Source organism: Aquella oligotrophica (assembly GCF_002892535.1).
Classification (GTDB): domain Bacteria; phylum Pseudomonadota; class Gammaproteobacteria; order Burkholderiales; family UBA11063; genus Aquella; species Aquella oligotrophica.
On record NZ_CP024847.1, the window covers coordinates 902,386 to 925,730 of the forward strand.

Consider the following 23,345-nt stretch of genomic DNA (forward strand, 5'->3'; position numbering starts at 1 on the left):
TATAGACTAAAAGTTATCGGCTGGATTTTTCTTCATTGTGTTAGAATAGACACCGTAAATTGTCTATAAAAAATTACAACGAAGGATTTTACTTGATGGCTGATAATAAATTACTGGCTAACGCAATCAGAATGCTGGCTGCCGAGGGAGTTGAGAAGGCTAAGTCCGGACATCCTGGAGCGCCAATGGGGATGGCTGAACTTGGCGTAGCTTTGTGGCGTGAAGAAATGCGGCATAATCCGATTAATCCAACTTGGTTTAATCGTGACCGTTTTGTTTTGAGTAACGGACATGCTTCAATGTTTCAATATGCATTATTGCATTTGACTGGTTATAATCTTTCAATTGAAGAGTTGAAGAATTTTCGTCAGCTGCATGCGAAAACTCCTGGGCATCCTGAATATGGTTATGCTCCTGGTATTGAAACCACTACCGGACCATTAGGGCAGGGGATTGCCAATGCGGTTGGAATGGCTCTTGCCGAAAAGCTCCTTGCTGAAGAGTTTAATCGTGATGGTTATGATATAGTTGATCACCATACCTATGCTATTGTTGGTGATGGTTGCCTGATGGAGGGTATTTCCCATGAGGTTTGTTCGTTGGCTGGGACGTTGGGGCTTGGTAAATTAATTGTATTTTATGACGATAATAATATTTCGATTGATGGTGAAGTTCATGACTGGTATAGTGAAAATGTTGCCAAACGTTTTGATGCTTACAACTGGCATGTGGTGGAAGCCATCGATGGTCATGATGTAGATGCTATCAGAAATGCCATTCATCAGGCAAAATCAATTCATAACCGTCCATCACTTATTATTTGTAAGACAACTATCGGAAAAGGTTCGCCGAATAAAGCTGGCAAAGAAGAGTCGCATGGTGCACCACTTGGGGCAAGCGAGATCGAATTGGTGAAAAAAGAGCTTGGCTGGACTTATGCTTCGTTTGAGATTCCTCCGGAAGTTTATGCGGGATTTGACTGTAAAAGTAAGGGGATGAATGCGGAAAATAGCTGGAATCAGTTATTTACTGAGTATCAATCACGCCATCCGCAGCTTGCAGCTGAATTTGTACGTAGAATGGAACATAAATTACCAGATGACTGGAGTAGTATCGTTAAAGTTGCAGTTAAAGCTGCCAATGATAAACAAGAGACTATTGCTAGCCGTAAGGCATCGCAGAACGCGATTGAATTTTATGCCGAGCATTTACCTGAGTTTTTTGGTGGGTCAGCTGATTTAACTGGATCAAACCTAACTCGTTGGAGTAAGGCAACGACCCTAACTGAAGCTAATCGCTATAGTGGAAATTATATTTCCTATGGTGTGCGTGAGTTTGGTATGGCGGCAATCATGAATGGTATTTTCCTTCATGGTGGCTATCGTGTTTTTGGTGGAACATTTCTGATGTTTTCAGAGTATGCTCGCAATGCCCTTCGTATGGCAAGTCTGATGAAAATTGCACCTATTTTTGTGTTTACTCATGATTCAATTGGTCTGGGAGAAGATGGACCTACCCATCAACCTGTAGAGCAAATAGCGACATTGCGGATGATTCCAAATATGATAGTGTGGCGTCCTTGTGATACTGTTGAAACAATGGTTGCTTGGGCAGATGCTATTGGTCGGAATAAATCACCATCAAGTCTGATATTTTCGCGTCAAAATCTTAAATTTATTGAACGCAGTCAAGCCCAGATTGATAATATTGCTCGTGGGGGTTATATTCTTGTTGATGGTGGCAAAAATCCTGATTATGCGATCATTGCTACTGGATCTGAAGTAGAGCTTGCGCTTAACGTAGCGACGAAATTAACTAGCGATGGGCTGAAGGTGCGTGTGATCTCAATGCCGTCCACATCTGTTTTTGATTTGCAAGATGAGAGTTATCGAGATGAGGTTCTGGGTGGAGCTAAGAAGATGATTGCCATTGAAGCTGGAGTCTCCGATAGCTGGTACAAATATGTAGGTAAGGATGGAGTCATTATCGGTATCGATACTTTTGGCGAATCAGCTCCTGCTGCTAAATTATTTGACCACTTTGGTTTTAGTGTTGATAAAATCATTGCTAGATTAAAATAACTTTGTGAAAGAAATATTATGACAATTAAAATTGCAATTAATGGGTTTGGTCGCATTGGGCGTAATGTTTTAAGAGCTTTATACGAAGCAAAACGTACTGATGAATTTGAAATTGTAGCTGTTAATGATTTGGGTTCTGATCTTGCTGTCCAAGCTTTGCTAACCCAGCGTGATACTGTACATGGTTATTTTCCGCATAAAGTTGAAGCAGTTGATAATGGTATTACAATTGATGGTAAACTGGTGCGTTTCTTTGCTGAACGCGATCCTAAAAACCTTCCTTGGAAAGAGCTAGGTGTAGACGTAGTCTTTGAGTGTACTGGTGTATTTACTTCGAAAGCTAAAGCTTCTGCACATATTGAAGCTGGTGCTAAAAAAGTTTTGATCTCTGCGCCTGGTGAAAAAGATGTTGAAGCAACTGTAGTTTACGGGGTAAATCACAATGTATTTACCAAAGATATGACTGTTGTGTCTAATGCTTCATGCACTACTAATTGTTTAGCTCCAGTTGCAAAAGTTCTGAATGATACCATCGGCATTGAAAAAGGGCTAATGACTACTATTCATGCATTTACTAATGATCAGGTATTGACTGATGTTTATCATAGTGATCCACGACGTGCTCGTTCGGCGGTTTCTTCTATGATTCCAACTAAAACTGGTGCTGCTGCTGCTGTGGGGCTGGTATTACCTGAGCTTGCTGGGAAGCTTGATGGGCTTGCTGTACGTGTTCCAACTATTAATGTATCTGTAGTTGATTTAACTTTCACTGCTTCACGTCCTACAACTAAGGAAGAGGTTAATGAGGCAGTTAAAGCAGCTTCTGAGGGTTTTCTAAAGGGCGTTCTGGGGTATAATGATAAGCCGCTGGTTTCTATTGATTTTAACCATTCAAGCTATTCTTCGGTATTTGATTCTACTCAGACGCGTGTAGATGGTAATCTGGTTAAAATATTCTCATGGTATGATAATGAGTGGGGCTTTTCGAATAGAATGTTAGATAATGCTAAAGCTTTGATGAATGCAAAATAAGCTGGTGGCATTCTAATAGCTGACCATTTAAGTTATTGTGCTAGAAATAAATCTGGCACAATGTTTAAGTTGTTAGTAAACTTATTAATTTTATAGGATTTTTATATGTTTAAAAAATTGTTGGGGTTTTTCTCAAGTAGTATTGCAATTGATTTGGGTACTGCAAATACGCTAGTTTATATGCATGGTAAGGGTATTATCCTGGATGAACCTTCAATGGTAGCACTTGCTGTTGATAAAAGTGGAATGGGGAAAAAAATACTCGCTGTGGGTCAGGAGGCTAAAGTAATGCTTGGTAAGACTCCTGGGCAGATTGAAGTTGTGCGCCCAATGAAAGATGGGGTAATTGCCGACTTCAACGTTACTGAGCAGATGATCAAATATTTTATTAAAAAAGTTTCTGCACAAAAAATACTAATGTCTGTTCCACCTACAATTGTAATTTGTGTTCCTTGTGGTTCAACCCAAGTAGAGCGACGTGCAATTAAGGACGCTGCGCTTGCAGCTGGGGCGCGACGCGTTGAATTAATTGAAGAAGCCATGGCTGCTGCTATTGGTGCAGGACTTCCGGTTGAGTCTCCAAGGGCATCAATGGTTGTGGATATCGGTGGCGGTACAACTGAAGTGGGAGTCATCTCGCTTGGGGGACTGGTATATGCCAACTCGATTCGCGTTGCTGGCGATCGTCTTGATGAAGTAATCTCCAACCATATTCGTGCTCGTCATGGGTTATTGATTGGGGAAGCAACTGCTGAAGAAATCAAAAAACAAATTGGTTCTGCTCACCCAGATACAGATAATGGAGAAATGGAGATTCGTGGGCGTAGTGTTTATGACGGTTTGCCAAAAAAGATTATCGTAACTTCATCCGAAATTCGTGAAGCATTGCACGATGCATTGGATCAAATGGTTAGTGCCGTTAAGCAGGCTTTGGAATTAACCCCTCCAGAGTTGGCAGCAGACATGATTGATTCAGGCATTGTATTAACTGGTGGTGGTGCATTACTACGTGGTTTAGATATTCTATTTACCGAAACTACACAACTAAAAGTTGTTGTAGCAGACGAGCCTTTATTATGTGTAGCTAAAGGCTGTGGTATGGCACTAGATCATTTATCTGATCAGCGTGTTTACTTAAATCGTAACAAGTAATGCGAAGATTTAAAATTTGGCTTATACTTTTGAGTGTAGGCCTTATTGCTATTGATAAATTCTCTCCTATCAGCAGAATACGTGATAGTATTGCAGTTTTTCTTGAAAAAAATACTTCCCTTCTACTTTATCGAATACAAAGTTATCCCCAATTAGTGGTATTAAAAGTGCAACAGCAACAGGCGCTTGCAAGTCAGAATGTTCAGCTAAAAAAGCAGGTTGAAGAGTATTCCTTATTATTAAAGCAAAGCCGGAATCAGGTTAAAGATGTAAAACTGCTTAATGATCTTAGCCAAAAAGGTATTTATGAGGATTTTAGTCCGGTTATTGCCAAAGCTGTGTTAGATGTGAATTTCTTTGTTAATAATCAGTTACTGATTGATCAGGGCGAAAATAAAAATATTCAGATTGGTTACGCTGTAGTTAATAAAGATGGCGTCATTGGTCAGGTTTCTACGGTTAACCCGAATAGTTCACAGATCAGTTTAATTACTAACCCAGAGTATAAGATTTATGTAGAACATAGTGTTTCAAAATCAAAAATGTTAGCCCAAGGAGCTGGTAATAATACTATAATTGTAAAATATATTGATAAGAATGATAAAATTAAAGTAGGGGATATCCTTGAAACAACTGGGCTGGATGATGTTTATCCCGCACAGATTCCAGTTGCAAGAGTAGTTCGGGTATTTTATGAGAATAATGGTTTTAATAGTGCAGTATGTGTGCCAGTTGTTGATTTTAGGCAGTTACAGTATGTTTCGGTGTTAAAGAGTGATAGTTAATAATCTACGGTTTATAATATTATGTACTGTATTGGTTTTTTTGCAGTTTACAATAAATAACTTTACAATCTTTTATGTTGATGTTATTGCCATATTATTGGTTAGCTTATTGTTACGTGGCAATTTAATTTGGTTGCAACTTATTATATTAAGCTTTATTGGTGATTTAATTGGGCATTGGTATCTCGGAAGCCATTTATTGGCGGTAGTTATAATTAGCTTTTTTACGGGAAAAGTCGCAAATTTTTATCGCATGTGTGGCTGGTTTCCGCGTATGATAATTTCAATGTTTTATTTTGCGCTTTTTTTCTTTGTTATTTATTTGATTGAATTATCTACACATCGGGTATTTACCTCGGTTGATAGCCTGATTTTTCAGCTTCTAGTTATTTTACCACTTGTTCAGTTTGTACTGGAGAAGCTAACTGTTCGTAAACCCTCTGAATATTATTTCTAGCAATGAGTAAATTACGCATTGTTATTGCCTATTTGTTTGTTTGTTTGGTAATAGTAATATTATTACTTCGTTATGCCTATCTACAGATTAATGATCATCAAGATTTATTGACTAAATCAGTAGAAAATTACTCCTCTATAGTTGCAACTCAGCCTGTTCGAGGTGGAATAATTGATCGTAATGGTGTTATTCTTGCTGATAATCGGGTTTCTTATGCTATTGCTATTTTACCCAAGGATAATAACAATATTGAGGAACTATTCAAGACACTTGAAAGCTATATTAATTTAACTGCGCTAGATAAAAAGAAATATGCTAAACAGTTGCGTCAATCCAAAAACTATGATTGGGTAATTGTTAAGGATGACTTGTCTAATACAGAAGTAGCTAATTTAACTTCACATGCATATCTTTTTCCAAAATTAAATATATTTGCACATACCAAGCGGGATTATCCATTTAGTGAGGTGTATTCCCATAGTGTTGGCTATGTAAGCCGAGTTAGTCAGATGGACAAGAAAAAGCTGGATGCGGCAGGAACCACACAAAATTATTTGGCTAATGATTATATTGGCAAAAATGGACTTGAACAAAAATATGAGTCGGTTTTACGTGGAACAATTGGTAAAAAAATTATTCGTACTGATGCTCATGGTAATGAAGTTGGATTGATTAGCAATGAACCCGCTAATGATGGCTATACATTACAGCTTACTCTTGATAATGTACTTCAACAGCAGGCATATAAATTGTTAGGTAACCATAAAGGAGCTGTAGTTGCTATTGATCCACAAACTGGTGGCGTTTTGGTTTTTGTTTCGAAACCAGGATATGATCCAGGTCTGTTTCTCGACGGTATCACACCAGAGGATTGGGAGGATTTGCAGCAGGATGAGCGAAATCCGCTCTTAAATAGAGGTGCCCAGGGGACATACCCTCCAGGTTCAACGTTTAAGCCATTTATGTCTGCTGCTGCACTATATCTGGGGGTTAGAACTCCTCAATACCGTTATAACGACATTGGTTATTTTGTCATTCCTGGTTCGTCTCGACGCTTTCATAATAGCGGAGGTGGTCGTGCCTTAGGAACACTTGATTTCGTTACTGCAATTGCTAAATCTTCAGATGCTTTCTTTTTCAAGCTTGGTTTAGATATGGGGGTTGACCGGATGGATAAAGGGCTTTCTTTATTCAACCTCGGTAGCAAAACTGGTATTGATTTACCGCAAGAAAATACTGGTCTTTTACCATCAAGAGCATGGAAAGCTAAACGTTTTGCCAAAGATGCATATCAGGTAAACTGGCAGGCAGCAGATAGTGTAAATATGGGTGTAGGTCAAGGATTTAATCATTACACTCCATTACAAATGGCTTTTGCCACAAGTATTTTAGCTAATGATGGCGTATATTACCGACCGCATCTTTTAGATAAAGTAATTGATAAAAGTGGTAGCGTTGTAACTACCTATCATGGAACTAAAGAAGAGATTCCCATTCCTAAAGCTTATCTGGAATTGGTGAAAACTGGTATGCAAAAAGTAATGCAGATTGGGACAGGCGCAAGTATTGGCCAAGGTTTACGATATACAATGGCAGGTAAAACTGGTACTGCCCAAGTAGTCGCTTTGGCTGCAGGTTCACGTCATGCAAAGTTTGCTGGTGAAAAATATAAGGATCATTCGTGGTTTATCGCTTTTGCACCAGTGGACAAGCCTAAAATAGCTATAGCTGTACTTGTTGAAAATGGTGGTTTTGGTGCAACTGCTGCTGCTCCAATTGCACGGGCAATTTTTGATACTTATTTATTAGGTGCTGAAAGCCATGAAAGTATGAATGCTTTACGGTATAAAAAATTTACTCCAAGGGTAAATGAATCAGCTCACGATGAGGAGGAAGACTCTTCTGAAAATAATGATAATGGTGAAGAAAATGAAACATTCATTCAAGACTAGATTATATCGATTGTGGCGATATTTTTATAATTTTGATTATGTATTAATTTTTGCACTGCTTTCGTTATTTGTTATAAATGGATTTATTCAATATTCTGCAAATGATCAGGTATTAACCAGAATATACAATGATGTAGGATATATGATATTTTCTTTTATTATCATGTTGGTAATAGCTGGAATTAATTATAATCGTATTCGAGCTAGTGCAATTCCTATTTACATAGTTTCATTGATTCTGATAGTTTTGGTGCTAATTATCGGGGTGAAAGTGAATGGCGCTAGACGATGGCTTAACTTAGGGATGCGAATACAGCCGTCGGAGTTATGTAAAATTTCTGTTCCTTTGCTAGTTGCTTATGTTTTATCCGCTAAACCTATGGCAGTAAAGGCATGGCAGTTTACTCTTGGTATTTTGATAATTTTAATCCCGTTTGCACTGATTGCTAAACAGCCGGATCTTGGAACTGCAATTTTAGTTTTTGCTGCTGGTTTTTTTGTGCTTTTTTTCGCTGGATTGCCATGGCGAATAATAATTGGTAGTATTATTCTTGTCATTTGTTCTAGTCCACTAATCTGGCACATGCTAAAAGACTACCAGAAGCATCGTGTATTAACTTTGATTGATCCACAATCGGATCCGTTGGGTAAAGGGTATCACATTATTCAGGGTATGATTGCGATTGGTTCTGGCGGTATTCATGGTAAGGGGTATTTACATGGAACCCAGATTCATCTGAATTTCATTCCTGAGAAACATACTGATTTTGTAATTACAGTTTTGGCAGAAGAATTTGGCTATATAGGTGTGTGTGTGATTTTATCTATTTATTTATTAGTTGCCTTGCGTGGTTTAAGAATTATGCGGCTTGCTACGGACAGATTTTCTCAGGTTATGGCAGGTAGTATTACCATGTCATTTATTTCTTATGTATTTATCAATATGGGGATGGTTAGTGGTATATTCCCTGTAGTTGGAGTGCCGTTACCATTAATTAGTTACGGTGGAACTGCTACTATCGTCTTAATGGTTGGTTTTGGGATACTATTGTCGATTGACCACCATAATCGCTATGATAAAGTCTAAATGTGTTATTTCCGATACAGAAAATATATTAATTAGATAACATATTGATAATATAGTATATATTTTTAGTAAATTAATTACTTAGTGCTTCTTTTAGTGCCGAATTTTTAAGCTATTGTTGAGATTTTCTCTATTTTCCAATAAAGTACTAAAAAGAGAATAAATCCTTGGATAATAACTATTTGGCAATCAGCAACAGGTAGGTTATACCTATTTAACTATAAAATAATCTAATACGTGTATAATCAAGAGTAATCATCTTCGTTAAATTTGCTCAGCATTACTCAATACCTGATATTTTACGTTTAAAGTATCCTGAAAATGTTTTTCTCCACATATGGTTTTAGCCTTTTCAATAGCACGTCCATTTTCGAGAAAATTATCTGCTTTGGTCTCCGCTATAAAATAAACCTCATCTTTATTTTCTTCATTAACTAGTAGCGCCCAATCTGGATTATATGCTCCTAGAGGTGTATTAACTTTAAACCATGATGGTAGTTTACTAATTAATTTAACCTTATCCTGAAGCAAGCAATCTGCCAGAAATTTAGCCTCGGTACTAGAATCAAACCTTAAAACATTATACAAAAACTTATTTGCTATTAGTTCTGGAGCTACCTTTAAATACCTTGCATCAGCTAAATTACTACCACCATTGTTATCAACATATCCATGATCAATATCTTCATTGATTCTTTCTTGCAAATAATGATCTTCAATACCAATAACGCTATCTTGCAAGGATAGATCAGCAACTTTAGTATATTTTATACCATCAACGATTAATTTGGATTTTTGGATATTTATTTTTGTGGTTACCTGCTCAATAAAGACATCAATATTAAGCTTGTACATTTCTAATTTATGTGGTGCTATTTGCTTTAAAATCGTAATAATAGTTTTTTTGGTTAATCCCGTGGCTAAAGCCAGTTTATTGACTAAATCTATTTGTGGGTTTGTTTGTAAGATTAACTCATTCTGAGCCATTAATTCAGTGCTTATACCTGACTCATCTATATTTATCCGTGATCTGGTTATCTTTAATGCTTTATTTTTTACTTCAAGATTAGCATTAATATCCGTCACAACACTATTAATCAATTCATCAGTATTAAGTGAGACCGAGTAAATGGTTTTGGCACTAATCTTTCTCCAAAGTTGTTTAAATGCCGAATTATTATATACTTTGGGATTAATTTGAATATCTCGTTTATCCCGTTGATTCTTGATTGGTAGCCTCATAGCTAGTTTAGTCAGAATCTCTTTAGCTAAAACTTGATATTGGCGAATCTCTGCACTACTTAACTCAAACAATCCAGCTTGTAACTGCATTTTACATTTATCAGTAACTTTATTGTTAGAGTCTATAAATTCTCTAACTGTAAGCTCAGCATGAATATCTTCTGAAATTTTACGGGCAGCATCAAATGACAACTCTAAATTATCATGTAACAAGCTATTTACAAAGGCTGATTTTTGAACTATCCCGAATTTAATCCCAGCACCACCATTTTCTGAAGATGCTTCATATTCACGCTGTAAATTATCAGCAAAAGCATTATATGATTCGCTAGCAATAACTGTTAAGGTATTTACTTTATCATCAAATACCCGCTCACCAAATTGATTAACACATAAACGTAAGCCACGACCAATTTGCTGACGGCGTTTAAACTGATTCTTACCATCTTGTAATACGCAAACTTGGAATACATTAGGATTATCCCAACCTTCTTTTAATGCCGAGTGTGAGAAAATAAATCTTAATGGTTCTTTGGAATCCAATAGTTTCTCTTTGTCGCGCATGATTAAATCATAAGCATCTACAGCATCGGCAGTACTATCATCCTTGAGATCCTTATAATTACCCTTTTTATCTTTAGCAAAATAACCATTATGTAACTTAATTAGCTCCTCATTATTAGCTAAATTAATGCCAAATGTATTTTGGCATAGTTCAACATAGCGTGCACCTTTTGGAGTAGCTAAGACAAGTTTTAACTCTTCAATAAATGCTTGAGCTAACCAACCATCACTAGTTCCATCATCAGCATGGATTCGATAATCAGCAACCCGGTCAATAAAAAACAAACTAAGAACCTTTATTTTTCGTGCAGCTAATCGTAGCTCTTTATCAATATGATTTTCGATAGCCAAGCGCAACATAATTTTAGCTTTTTGTTCAATACTAATTTCATTGCCGATTGATTCGCCAATAGCAATTTCGTTATCCAAACAACTAAGTTTTAAACCATAGTCACGACTATAGTCTTCAACAATATAGCCATAATATTTATCATTTTGGGTTTTTTCCTGTAAGTCAGTGTCTTTAGCTATCTTTTTTATTACTTTACGGGTAATTTTACCTTTTGTATCTTGCACATCAAGTTCGAGTGATAGTTCAAGTTTTGGTGTGATTTCAACCACCTTGATATATGGTACTACTGTTCCTGCATTATTAAATTCAGCCTCATCAATACTAGCTACTTCAATTTGCTTTACCAGCTTTTGATTATAGGCATCAATTGCATCCAATTTATAAATTTGATTGTAATCATTCTTATGTGTTGCAGAATAACGCAATATAAACAATGGATTAAGGTTTTTAATCGCTTCTATAGCATTTGCGGTATTATCTACTGATTGCGGTTCGTCAATTATTACAACTGGGTTCACAGCTGAAATTAAATCAATCGGACGATACTCGCCAAATTTGTCTTTAAATGCATAGATATTATTTTTACTTTTATTAAATGCAGCAATAGTCATCACCATAATCTGAATGCTATTGGTGGTTGCAAAATCACGAACTTTACTGATCTTCTCACTATCATATGGATAATAATCATAGCTGATATTATTGTATTCAGCCTTAAAGTGTTCGGCAGTAATTTCAAGTGCTTTTATCGTCCCGACACGAATTGCATCACTTGGTACAACGATAATAAATTTACTTAAGCCATAATGTTTATTGAGTTCAAAAGCTGTTCTTAAATAAACATAAGTTTTACCTGTACCGGTTTCCATTTCAATACTGAAATTTGGAATATTTTCATAGTCACCATAATTTAATTCAGAGCTATAATTTTCGATGTAGTTTTCAACTTGGACTCTCTGCAAATTTTGTAACAATAATGTTTCATCAAGCTGTAAACCATTTGCCACCACATCATAGCTTAATAGCTCATTTTTATTTTGTAACATGGTCGCTAAGTCGAGGCTTTTCATACCTGCAAATAATGCAACAGTACTTGCAACTGCTTGTAATTGATATGCTTGATTTTCAAATTTTAATTTCATTTATTGTACCAGTAAATTTATAATTAAGCGAACAATCAAATCTTTTTGCTCTGGCTTGGACGCTGCAACTAATAACGCCAATGAAGTAAGCCCGATATTATTAATGTTGGTTGACAATTTATTTAATTGTAAGTAAAGTACAAATAAAAAACTACCAATTCGTTTATTACCATCGCTAAATGGATGATCCTTAATTACCATATAGAGTAAATTGGCGGCTTTCTCCTCAATACTTTTATAAAGTTCTTCACCAAACATGGTCTGATCTAGATTAGCCAAAATTGACTGCAATTGCTCATTCCGCTCATTAGCAAATAATGCTGTTGCTTCACCAATTGCTAATAACTCATTTTTAAATTCAGTTATTGCATGAATGGTAGTTGAGTAATCTAAGCTCAGGCTATTTTTATGGGTAGTACTTGGGATTTCTAATCTATCTTCATCATACTGTAATAATGAGCTCCAAGTAGTTGCATAGTTATTGATCAAGGCTAAAATATTTTGACCTTGGGCATTAACTAGTTGATTGCTAATCAGAGTATTATTAAGTAAATCCAATATCTGTTGGTATTCTTTGTGTGTGGTATTGATTAGGTTATTATTTAGAGCGTAGCCCTTTGAAATATAGTCTTTTAAGACTTTATTCGCCCAAATCCTGAATTGAGTTCCACGTTTAGAGTTTACTCGATAACCAACAGAAATGATTACGTCCAAATTATAATGCTTAATTTGTCGGGTAACCTTACGATTTCCCTCAGTTTGAACTACCGAGAAAAGCTCGGTAGTTTCATTTTCATTTAATTCATGCTCACTAAAAATATTTTTAATATGTAAACCAATTGTATCACTATCCTTATCAAATAGTTCTGCCATTAACTTCTGGTTTAGCCATAATGTATTATTTTGGTATATCAAATTTACTGAGACATTTCCCTCAGGTAAGGTAAATAAAACCAGTTCTTTAGTATTTTTTGGCTCCATGCTTTTCCTAAACTATACGGATTTGCAAAGGATTATCTTTAGATTGCAATTGTTCTAATGTTGCCAGAGTATTTAGTTTTAGTTCATCTGTAGCAAAACAATCATCTTTAATAATCACTAAGGTTAGTGCATATTTGAGTAATTCAAGGGCAAAGTTTGCTTTTACGGCATTGTCAAGTACTGCTAAAACAAATGGCATACCATCATCATTAACCAATGCATAGCACTGCGTCCCGCCAATATCAAGAATCTGTTGTTTATAATCAAGTGAGTAGCCTTGTTTGAGAACTAACTCATAGAATAAATCTAAACTAGTGCGGCCGGATAATATCATTTCTTCGCTAAAGAAATTACCATCAAATGGCTTGAAATTACTGGTATCTAATTTGAATACTTTGAAACCAATATCCGGAATAGTGGAAGATTTGTTATCTTCAGCTAATAAATCATTTTTAGTTTGTTTTTCCTGCCATTCGGCAAGCACCTTTTCACCAGCGCGACGAATCCGCTCTTTGCCTATTTCACAGATATTTTTGTAACCAGCTTTGTATGCTTCGCTATCAGTTGCGGTTGCTTCAGGTAATTGAACACAAATATATTTACGGCTACCACCATCTTCAGCATTGAGTTGCATAACTGCATGAGCGGTAGTTGCTGAACCTGAGAAGAAGTCTAGGATTATGTCATCACTTAAAGTGTTAGACATTAACATAAAGTCAGTAATTAACTCAAGTGGCTTTGAGTAATCAAATAACGAACGCTCCATACTAAATAATGACTTTAAAGAATCTGTACCTTTTGCATTTATATAAGAATCCTTAAATAATGATGTGAATTGCTTTATTCTGTTTGAATCATCTCGTATTTTTTCATAAATAACATAAGTTCCGTTTTCTCGTTTCTCATAAATAGCGTTGCCATTTGAAATTAATTCATGCATCTTCTGTTTGCCTAGTCTCCAGCGACCATCAGAACCATCGTTTCTAGTTGGATAAATCTCTTCACCATTTGGCCCTGGAACTGGAAACCACATACCAGGAGAATCCTCACGGCGAGAGCCTGCACCCCATTTATTTAATTCTCTACCTCTGGCATATTTACCATTTTCATCTTCTAGATCAAGAGTAACACCATCAACTTCTATACCACCAAAAACAACCTCATCAATACTTTTAGAGTATACCAATACAAAATCGTGCACCTTTCTGATAAATTTCGAGACTGATCCGCCCTTAATTGCCTCTCTGGTTATGGCTACAACAAAATTATCTTCGCCGAAAATTTCATCACAAATTTTACGTAAATTATGCCCCTCTTTATCATCAATGCTGATAAATATCACACCATCATCTTTAAGTAAGTTTCTGGCTAATTTCAGGCGTGGATACATCATATTTAGCCAATCAGTATGATAACGTCCACTTTTGTCAGTATTGGTGCTGATGCGATTACCGTCATCATCAACTTGCCCAGTTAGCTGTAAGTAATTTTTGACATTATCATGAAAATTATCTTTATAAACAAAATCTTTGCCAGTATTATATGGTGGGTCGATATAAATCATCTTGATCTGCCCGTAGTAGCTTTTTTGCAAAAGCTTCAGCACCTCAAGATTATCACCCTCGATATAAATATTTTGGGTGTCATCCCAGTTCTTGCTATCTTCCACACTTGGGCGCAATGCCGCAGTGCTTGGTTGATTGGCTAATGCTTGAGCTTGTTTTTTACCACTCCAGTTAAAGCTATAGCGAGTTTTATCATCCGCCTCTATATCAACCTCATCACCCAGCGCAATTTTTAGCCGTTCAATATCAATACTTGGCTTACCATCCGCGCCCTCACTAAATATTTCCGGCAATATCTGCTTTAGTTTCGCCAATGTATCACCGTTTAAATCCATACTATTGATATCTTCTTGCTGCAATTTATATTTTTCTGCCATTTCTATTGCCTGTTAAAAATGCAATTTTCTAATTCCTGATAGACATTCATATCAGAAGTTATTATTTTTGATAAATTAATTTTAAATATATCTGGCGTTACATTTGTTGTAATACCGCAAATATTTTTGATTAAGCTCAAATTATCTTTTACGTGTTGGTTAATTATGTCAGTTATTTCTGAATCATATTTTTCTTCATTAAAATTTAATTCATTACTTAGACAGTATTTTTGCAAAACCTCTTTATCAAATAAATAATTTTCAATTTCCCATCGTTTTAATACTCTATGATTAGATGGGTTATTATTTAAATAAAGTTGTCTCGCTTGTTCATCTGTATCTCTGCCTGAAGCCATATCACGGTCTTTTAATACTAAAATCTCAATATCAGAAAATACCTTAGTCAGTATCGCCAATGCAATATCACTTCTTTGATCTAGCTCGGTATTTCCACCACTTGAAACAAATTGAACATCGTGGTATTTTTCAGCAAAAACAGTATTAAATACTTGCGCATCCATTCCACGTTCTACACCCCCACGTCCCGGTGAATCTCTTCCTTCACAATAAATTATCTTTCTCGGGCTGATAAGTCCCGTTAAATCTTCTAAAGCAGTATTAAATATCCTTTGCCAATTTTGTCTACTTGGTTTAATTGGATTAATAATTTTAGTTCCAGTAAAATAATCGTCAGCAGAAAAATCAATAACCTGCGACTTATCTTTTAACTCTTCTTGCAATGCTCTTAAAAATCCAATGCTATGAGTTGCTATCCATAGTTGGCAATTTTCAGGGATTAATTTTTCAATTTCAATTAGTAGTTTTCTTTGTATAGAGGTATTTAGGTGTAATTCAGGTTCATCGATACAAAACACTGTTTCGGTATACTTTTCAACTTTTATTATTAAGTCAATGATTATATCAACGACTTCTTTTTCTCCTGAGGATAAGTTTGAATATGGAAAATCTTTAGTATTACCTTTTTTGAAGTATAATTGTCCTTTTTGTTTTAAAATATTTCCAAGACTTGAAATCTCAATATCCAAAACACTTCTTAGGATTTGGTTAATCTTCCCGATTAACGCTTCTTTAACTTGATTGTACGTTTGAGAACCTTCTTCAAACTGTTCCTGAGCATTACCAATTAATCGTTTATAGTTTGATTCTAAACGAGTATCTAAAGCAATGGTACTGATTGGTTCACTTCTATCGCTTAACATATCTGGCAATGCCTTAATTTGAGTTACATTCAATTTTGAAGTAAAGCGATAAGATGTTCTAATATAAAAACTTTTTCGGGTAATTAAGGATGGTTCAATAATGATTGAATTATTGTGAGAGTAAGACTGGCTTATATGTTGTTGATCTTCATAAAATAATGCTTTGGAATAAAAAGTATTTCCTTCATCTCCATAGTTTCTAAAATTTTTTAGTTTTGCTTCAAATGCATCAAAAATTGAACTTTTACCACAACCATTTGGACCAACTAGCGCAATTATTTTTCTAGGCTCATTACCTAAGTCTAAAGTTAAGTCATCAAAACGCTTGAATTGTTTTAACTGGATTTTTTTTATTCTCATGGTAAGCTTTTTTTAATAAAGATTTTTTGTTTTAAGTAGTTTATTATTTTTATAATGTACCTAATTTATCAAGGTTTAAGCATTCCCAAAATGAATAGTCAAACCTATGCCAGCTTTTCATGTCTAGTCGAATAACCCCTTGTTGAACCTTCACTCTTAATTCATCTGGATTTGATATTCCAGTTGCCGTGGCAATTTTATTAAACCAGCTTTTTTTCTCCGCGCGAGCAAATAACTCTAGTTGGTGATGCCTATTGTAATATTGCAATTGTGGATACCAACGGGTAATATTGTCATTAACTAAGACAACTAACAAAATTAGTAAATCAGCTTCAACTAGCTTATCAAATGGTAGTTCTGGATTATCTGCATTCTTACGAATTAACTCTGCGGCAGGACTGTAGTACTGTTTTCCTAATGCTTGGTTTATACTTTCATTGCCACCGTAGTAAAATGTTGAAAAATCGCGATATTCTTTTTGATATGTATAATCATTATAAATATAATATTTTTCTAATAATAATTTGTGTATTAGATCGAATCTATCATATTTGATTAAAATAGCTATAAGATAATAAACAAAATCAACTAGAAATAGCCTATGTGCATCAAACCAATTCTCTCCCCATTGACTTAACCCTTCTGGTCTACACCTAAATCCTGCAAATGTTTCTAAAACATTAATTAAGGGGTCAATTAGTTCCGTAGCAGGATTAAGCTTAAGTTCTAAAGCTATCCAATCAATCAGGCAATTTCTTACAACCTTTAACTTACTAAAGTCATCAATTATCAATTGTCCAATATTAACAGTTGGTGCACTCCGTCTTCTTAAACTATCAACATACTCATCACATGCATTAATAAAGTCATTACGATATAAAAGCTTATTATTCTTATTATTGATAATTGCTTGCTTTAGTATGCTAAACTTAGCAGAAATTGAAGAGGAAGGTAAATTAAACTCTTCACTGAGATATGAAGGTTTTTCTCCTAATCCCGGTTTCTGGTATTGAGGTTGTCCATAAATGCATCGAACAAGCTGTTCCCAATTCTCATTTAAACTTTGTTCGGAAGAAAAATCAATATAGATACGCGACGATAAATAGCTAGGTGTGTAAGCACTACCATTTTCATCCTTCTCACAAATGATTGGAATAAACTTAGATTGCTGTACTTGCTCATATACCTCTTTAGAAATTATTTGTGTTTCAGTACCAACACCAGCCTCGCGATTATTTGCCCGAATTTTGTAATTTTGATTACACATTATCAGCACATTTGTGATACCAGGATCATTTACCATTTTTTCCATAAAAGAGAACTTGTCATCACCTTCCTTTAAGTCATAAATATCAACTGTAACATTCACACCATCAGACATTAGACGATCTGCTACTCCTCTTACAAATGACTGATATTCGCTTGAAGTCCAACAATAAGAAATAAAAACATGTTTTTGTTCTTGTGACATTTAAATTACCTTAAATTTTATTGAAAACAAATTACTTGCTTTAATATTTGGTTCTAACTGAGTTTGATATTGCTGAACCAGTTCGGCTATTTCATCATCAAGTTCCAGCTCTCTCATCTGACGATTATCTATCATCTTACGCTTTTTACTTTTTAAAAGGTTAATTTCTCCGGTTAATGAAACTTTATCACGAATATTAACTGCCTGTTTAATGCTTTTATTGATTTCTTTGATTTGCCCGTCAATCTCTTCAATTTGAGAATTAAAATCAGCTAAAATATCATTACGAAAATTTTCAATTTGCAAATATACATCATCAAAATTCTGGGCTTTCTGTTGTTCAAATTTTGCCAATGCTATATCACGATTTTGCTTTTGTAAATATTCAATATTATCAATTTTGTCAGTATTCCTAACCGTTGCCACCAGATTAAATAATCTTTCACATTCGGACTGTGTAAGCTCCTGTCCATTATCCAGCTTACCACTAAATACCAAATAATCTTCATTATGATCATTAGTTTTAATAACCAGATGCTCTAAAGCTAATGTACCACTCTGATTTTTGTATGCGTCAAGCGCATTTACTTGTTTACCATAGTTGCTTAAATCAAACTCAAGTAACGCATTTGGCGTAGTTTGTGCCTTAGCAAAATTGATTACCAGCTCACCAAGTGGATGATTCAGGCGGTAGAGCTGATTATTAGTATAATCCTGCTGTTCTTCCCAGTTGTCTTTTTTGATCATGTAATAGATGGCAGAGCGAATCCCTTGAATTTGCTGGTTAAGTTCGATAGTTTTATCATCTTCATCAAATTCAACCTTAGGCGCTAATTGTGGTAATTGATACTTGGTAAGTTCCCAGAATTTTTGACTGATTTGATCTAAACGGTTTTTGCTCTGTTCCTCAGATTGTTGCAATAGGTTATGAACATCTTCATCAAAATAAGTCTCCAGAATTTGTTTTGCTTTCTGTAAGCGTTGATTATTTTCTTCCTTGAATTGTTCACCAAGTAAATCAAACTCTTGATTAATAGATTCTTCATCACGGCATCGTGTAAAAATATTTTGTATTGCTTGCTCAAAGCCATTATTGAGGTTGGCAATACTTCCCAAGATTTCATTTGATGCACCAAACACACCATCAAATAGACCAAATTTTTTATCGAGTATTTCATAAATACGTTTATCAATCATATTATTGGTATCGACAAAATTTACTACCACTACATCATATTTCTGACCATAGCGGTGCACTCGACCAATCCGTTGTTCAATTCGTTGTGGATTCCATGGTAAATCATAATTAATTAGCAATGAGCAGAATTGTAAGTTTACCCCTTCAGAAGCGGAATCGGTGGCAATCAGGATTTTGGCAGTTTTTTCAAAGTATTCAGTTATGGCTAATTTCATATCCGCTGATTTAACACCAGATATTTTCTTGCGATTCGCTTTAACATTTAGCCAATCATGGTAGATTTGCTTGGATTTATCATCGTTGTTACTAGCATTAAACAAAACGATTTTATCGGCAAAGCCGTTTTGTTCCAGATATTGTTTTAGATATTTCTGTGTTGCTACTGACTCAGTAAAAATAACGCATTTTTCGCGAGCGCCAATCTCTTTCATTTTTGCGAAGCCAAATTTAATTGCTTTTAATAAATTAGGTAGTTTTGAGTCTTGATTATTATCAATTAAGATTTTAAGATTACGGATTATTTCATCAAGCCTAATTAAAACACGTGATTTTTCGGCTTTGGCAACTAATTGAGGACTATCTGCTAGTTCCTGATATTCTTCATCATCTAGATCCTCGCTGGTTTCCACCAATATCTCTTCTTCAATTTCATCTAAGCTGGTAACCGCATTATCATCAGCCAAGCTTTGCTCAACTCTCAAGCGAATTTTTTGCAAAGTATCAAAAATTGCAATTGAAGATGAAGATTTTATCTTTAATAAAGCAACCTTGATTAAATGAATAACCCGCACATCATAAACATTAACTAGCTCATCAAAAATAAAGTCATTTAATTCCTGAAATAGTTGTAGTTCAAAATTAGTTGACTGGTAATTAAATGTTTGAGAATGGCGCTCTGTGTAGCGAATAAAGCTAGCAACATCTTTACGTAGGGAGCGATGGCAAACTGATTTTAATCTCTCCCGTAAATGAGATAATTCAAGGTCACTGAGATTACTATTTAATGCTCGCTTACTTGCAAAAAACTTATTATCAATAATATTAACTAATCCATAGAGTTCGTTGAGGTTGTTTTGTAACGGAGTAGCTGTTAATAAGATTTTTTTAGTGTGTGAAAATGCTTCTTGTATCGACTGATAAACCTTTGACTTTTCATTTTTTAATTTATGCGCCTCATCAAATACTACTAAGTCAAAAGGGATGGATTTTAATTTTAAATTATATTCTTCACGATTAATCAGATTATAAGAGCAAATTAGTATGTTAGGCTCGGATAAATTGAATAAGTCAATGCCATCTTTTTTAGCTTGGATAATAGGTTTACTATCAAGAATAATCGAATCAAGTGCAAATTTATCTTTAAGTTCTTCCTGCCATTGTTTACGCAATACTGCGGGACAAACAATTATTAGCTTGCGCTTACGTTCAGCCCACATTTGCGCAAGAATTAGCCCAGCTTCAATGGTTTTACCCAAACCAACCTCATCTGCCAAAATTGCACCTTTGGCAATTGGTGAGCGAATTGCGTACTGTGCTGCCAAAACTTGATGCGGATTCATCTGTACCTTGGCATTAAATACCGTTGCTGAAATATCACTACGTGTTTTGCGTAATATATCGTAAGCAAAAAATTTGGCATGATAGGGTGTAAGCAGCATGAAACTCTATAACGAAACAACGAATGTTCTCAATTTTACCATAATCACAAATTATGCTTTAGTTATATCATACATTCTGGAGGGATTATTACAGCGCTGGCTATGGCATGGCGAGTTTTGCTGGCAAAACTTGGTTCAGCGCATTAATTAGATTAGGCTTAGGTTTATCCTAAGCCTATAGTTTTAGTTATTTGAAGAGTGTTGCATAATTACTTATAAATAACAGTACAAACCAGTCTCTTGTTCAAACAGTGAGATTAGTTCTTCCGCATAAACATCATTAATCTGCTTGATTATCTGGTTTTCAGTATCTTTTCTGGTATTCATTAAGGTATATTCATATAAATCTAACCCAATATTGTAGGTAATAAGGACTAGATTAATATTGTTCCTGATTTTAATATCAGCTGGTAGTTTACAATGTAAGACTGGCTGATCTTTGCTATTAATGCTATAAGATAACTTAGCTCCGGTCATGGTAGTAAACTTACTGCCACCTAACTGACTTAAAATCGTAGTAACTATTTCTTTAGCATATTCTTTATCAGTCATATTGATTAGCTCCTGTGGTTTAATTGGTATTTGATACGTCTTTTTTAATTCTTTTTTGTTCTTTGATCTGGTTGTTTAACTAAATGAGATTGCTCCCACTAGATTAGTTGATTACTGGCTGTAATTCGGTTTCAATGATTTTGCTGCCATAATCCTTACGGATTTGCTTCATTGATTTAGAACCGCGCTTATAATTGGTTATGTTGATGGTTGGACTCCAATACCATGATTTTTTAGCTCCAGAGAATTTAAAGCCCAGATTGTTGATAGTTTCTCTATGTGGGTAAGTATTACCAGATAACCATACCCAATAGCCGCAAACTTCGATAATTACACCATGTAAGGTTTTAAGAGTATCCAGAAAGCTAAAATCAAAGTTATGTGCTGTTTCGTTATTATCCTGATTAATATCTAAAGTCTGATTAGTTACAAAGTATTTGCATAATTCAGCAAAAGCAGTATTAATTAATTGCATGGTTTCAGTATTTCCACCCTTATCAGGATGATTAATACTAGCTAGCTTTCTATAGGTCTGTTTTATATCATTGATGGTGTATTGACCATTTTTAAGACCAAAGATAACAATTGCATTTTCTAGTTTATTCATGATTACTACTCCATAAAGATACATGCTTACTAAGCGCCAACGAGCGCTATTTACCGATTAATTAAGCCAAACCCAGATTATTTGATTCCAAAGGATAATCCTTTGGCTGCCAGAGGCATATCATCCAAACCAGCATATTTTTTCTTTTGCGGCTTAATGGCGATACTAAAAAGCATGGACATGTGCTTGCCAGTGCGATTGCGCCAACAGGAAAGTTTTTAAATTGTTTTATGGAGTTTACGAAGTAAAAGAATTTATAAAAATTTGGTGCACACCAGAACCATAATTAGCAATTGATAAGATTTGCTAATTAACTGGTTTCTGGTAGTGTCGTTCATGAAGATTATTAGTGAGGGTTACCGAGCTAATAATTTCACACTCGGCAAGCTGAAGCATGGACATGCTTTATCGGCGTTATAATGTTAGCCGCAAAAGAAAAATTTAACAATGTAATCAGCCATAGGCTTAAATAAACTTAAGCCGTGAGTATTTACTCACTACTTATTCACATTTTTTGGGGATATCTGCTATAACAAATTGATTTGATTTTCAAGTTGGTGTAACTTAGTTAGTATCTCACTGAAATCTGGATAACTACCAAAAATCATAGCTCTCATTTGCTTATAATCGTCTTGAAGCACTTTTAAGCGATATTCTGGTGGGATTAGTTTTAAATTACCAGTTAAACAATCTTCATACTTAGCCCAATTGCGGGGATAGAATTTTTGTTTAAATTCGACAACATCATTTAATAGACTCATGTTAGCTAATGCATTATCCTTTATAGATGAAGAAGCCAACATAGCTAAATCATAATAGTGACGTGAATAACGTAGTGGTAATTGGCTATCAAGCGGGCGATTAGACTCATGATGTAATATGGTTGCTTTCTCCCAAAAGGTACGTTCGGCAACGATTGCTTTTACATTACAAATCGGATCTTTAGATAATTGAGGAAAAGCATCTGCTACAAACGAAGTTATGGAGAATTCCCCAAATGGCAACCATGCTGCTAGTGGACCAATCTCTAATAAAATCTGAGGTCGTAAATAAGGGTCATTAAAAACAGCAGGATAATTAACCTGAATAACTAGTTTGGTTGTTTGGTCTAACTCACAATGACAAATAGGCTGCAATATCTCGTTAAATCTTGACAACAACTGATCTTGCATAAATTCGTGAGCGCTATCATTGAGCGATTGGTTAAATTTATTTTGCTGACTATTACTCCTTGCTAGCCTTGGATTATCTTGAGTAACAGTGCTCCAGTCCAAAATTAAGTCTATATCTTCAGAAAAACGTTCAATTACCTTAAACACCTTGGATAAACTGGTACCACCTTTAAACATTAAGATTGAGGATAGATATTGATCACTATATATTTTACTTAGCACCCAAGTAACCCAAAAGTCTTTTTCGGCAATTACTGGAGTTACTTGTTTTTTAATTGCGGTTTCATTAAATATCTCTTTCAGTTGAGATTTATTAAGGGTGGCGATATGATCCATAT

Annotated in this window: 16 protein-coding genes; 7 read left to right on the forward strand and 9 right to left on the reverse strand. The window is 35.1% G+C overall.

All coding sequences use genetic code 11. The features are described 5' to 3' along the window. Positions 1-95: 95 nt before the first annotated feature. The 7 genes from tkt to rodA all read left to right on the forward strand — a co-directional run bounded on the left by tkt (position 96) and on the right by rodA (position 8,546). Positions 96-2,081, forward strand: a complete 1,986-nt coding sequence (tkt, locus tag CUN60_RS04215; RefSeq protein ID WP_102950824.1) for a transketolase — start codon at positions 96-98, stop codon at positions 2,079-2,081. Positions 2,082-2,099: 18 nt separating this feature from the next. Continuing rightward, complete coding sequence (gene gap, locus CUN60_RS04220; RefSeq protein ID WP_102950825.1) at positions 2,100-3,113, forward strand: type I glyceraldehyde-3-phosphate dehydrogenase; 1,014 nt, start codon at positions 2,100-2,102, stop codon at positions 3,111-3,113. Between the two features lie 105 nt (positions 3,114-3,218). Next, positions 3,219-4,265: a rod shape-determining protein gene (locus CUN60_RS04225; RefSeq protein WP_102950826.1), complete on the forward strand. Its 1,047-nt coding sequence runs from the start codon at positions 3,219-3,221 to the stop codon at positions 4,263-4,265. Between the two features lie 29 nt (positions 4,266-4,294). After that, a complete protein-coding gene (mreC, locus tag CUN60_RS04230; RefSeq protein WP_158649280.1) occupies positions 4,295-5,050 on the forward strand; it encodes a rod shape-determining protein MreC in 756 nt (251 codons plus the stop codon). Positions 5,051-5,090: 40 nt separating this feature from the next. Further along, positions 5,091-5,507: a hypothetical protein gene (locus CUN60_RS04235; protein WP_158649281.1), complete on the forward strand. Its 417-nt coding sequence runs from the start codon at positions 5,091-5,093 to the stop codon at positions 5,505-5,507. Positions 5,508-5,509: 2 nt separating this feature from the next. Beyond that, positions 5,510-7,459, forward strand: a complete 1,950-nt coding sequence (gene mrdA, locus CUN60_RS04240; protein ID WP_102950829.1) for a penicillin-binding protein 2 — start codon at positions 5,510-5,512, stop codon at positions 7,457-7,459. After that, positions 7,437-8,546 (forward strand): rod shape-determining protein RodA, encoded by a 1,110-nt coding sequence (gene rodA, locus CUN60_RS04245; RefSeq protein ID WP_102950830.1) that lies wholly within the window; start codon positions 7,437-7,439, stop codon positions 8,544-8,546. Before mrdA ends, rodA begins: the two co-directional genes overlap by 23 nt. 264 nt (positions 8,547-8,810) lie before the next feature. Here the strand turns inward: rodA and CUN60_RS04250 are convergent, their stop codons facing one another. From CUN60_RS04250 to CUN60_RS04290, 9 genes are all read right to left on the reverse strand, one after another. Further along, positions 8,811-11,846, reverse strand: coding sequence for a restriction endonuclease (locus CUN60_RS04250; RefSeq protein WP_102950831.1), 3,036 nt, complete (start codon positions 11,844-11,846; stop codon positions 8,811-8,813). Next, complete coding sequence (locus tag CUN60_RS04255; RefSeq protein ID WP_102950832.1) at positions 11,847-12,827, reverse strand: virulence RhuM family protein/type II toxin-antitoxin system death-on-curing family toxin; 981 nt, start codon at positions 12,825-12,827, stop codon at positions 11,847-11,849. A 7-nt stretch (positions 12,828-12,834) separates the two neighbouring features. Further along, complete coding sequence (locus tag CUN60_RS04260; RefSeq protein ID WP_222593297.1) at positions 12,835-14,769, reverse strand: site-specific DNA-methyltransferase; 1,935 nt, start codon at positions 14,767-14,769, stop codon at positions 12,835-12,837. 2 nt (positions 14,770-14,771) lie between these two features. Beyond that, positions 14,772-16,349 carry an AAA family ATPase gene (locus CUN60_RS04265; RefSeq protein ID WP_102950833.1) on the reverse strand — a complete coding sequence of 526 codons (1,578 nt, stop codon included), beginning with the start codon at positions 16,347-16,349 and terminating at the stop codon, positions 14,772-14,774. A gap of 49 nt (positions 16,350-16,398) precedes the next feature. Continuing rightward, on the reverse strand, positions 16,399-17,820 hold the full coding sequence (locus tag CUN60_RS04270) for a toll/interleukin-1 receptor domain-containing protein (protein WP_102950834.1): 1,422 nt from the start codon (positions 17,818-17,820) through the stop codon (positions 16,399-16,401). Further along, positions 17,821-20,676, reverse strand: coding sequence for an SNF2-related protein (locus CUN60_RS04275; RefSeq protein WP_102950835.1), 2,856 nt, complete (start codon positions 20,674-20,676; stop codon positions 17,821-17,823). A 213-nt stretch (positions 20,677-20,889) separates the two neighbouring features. Beyond that, complete coding sequence (locus CUN60_RS04280; protein ID WP_102950836.1) at positions 20,890-21,228, reverse strand: hypothetical protein; 339 nt, start codon at positions 21,226-21,228, stop codon at positions 20,890-20,892. Positions 21,229-21,331: 103 nt separating this feature from the next. After that, positions 21,332-21,835, reverse strand: a complete 504-nt coding sequence (locus tag CUN60_RS04285; protein WP_102950837.1) for a J domain-containing protein — start codon at positions 21,833-21,835, stop codon at positions 21,332-21,334. A gap of 527 nt (positions 21,836-22,362) precedes the next feature. Next, entirely contained in the window at positions 22,363-23,343 is a 981-nt protein-coding gene (locus tag CUN60_RS04290; RefSeq protein ID WP_102950838.1) for a nucleotidyl transferase AbiEii/AbiGii toxin family protein, read from the reverse strand. Positions 23,344-23,345: the final 2 nt, after the last annotated feature.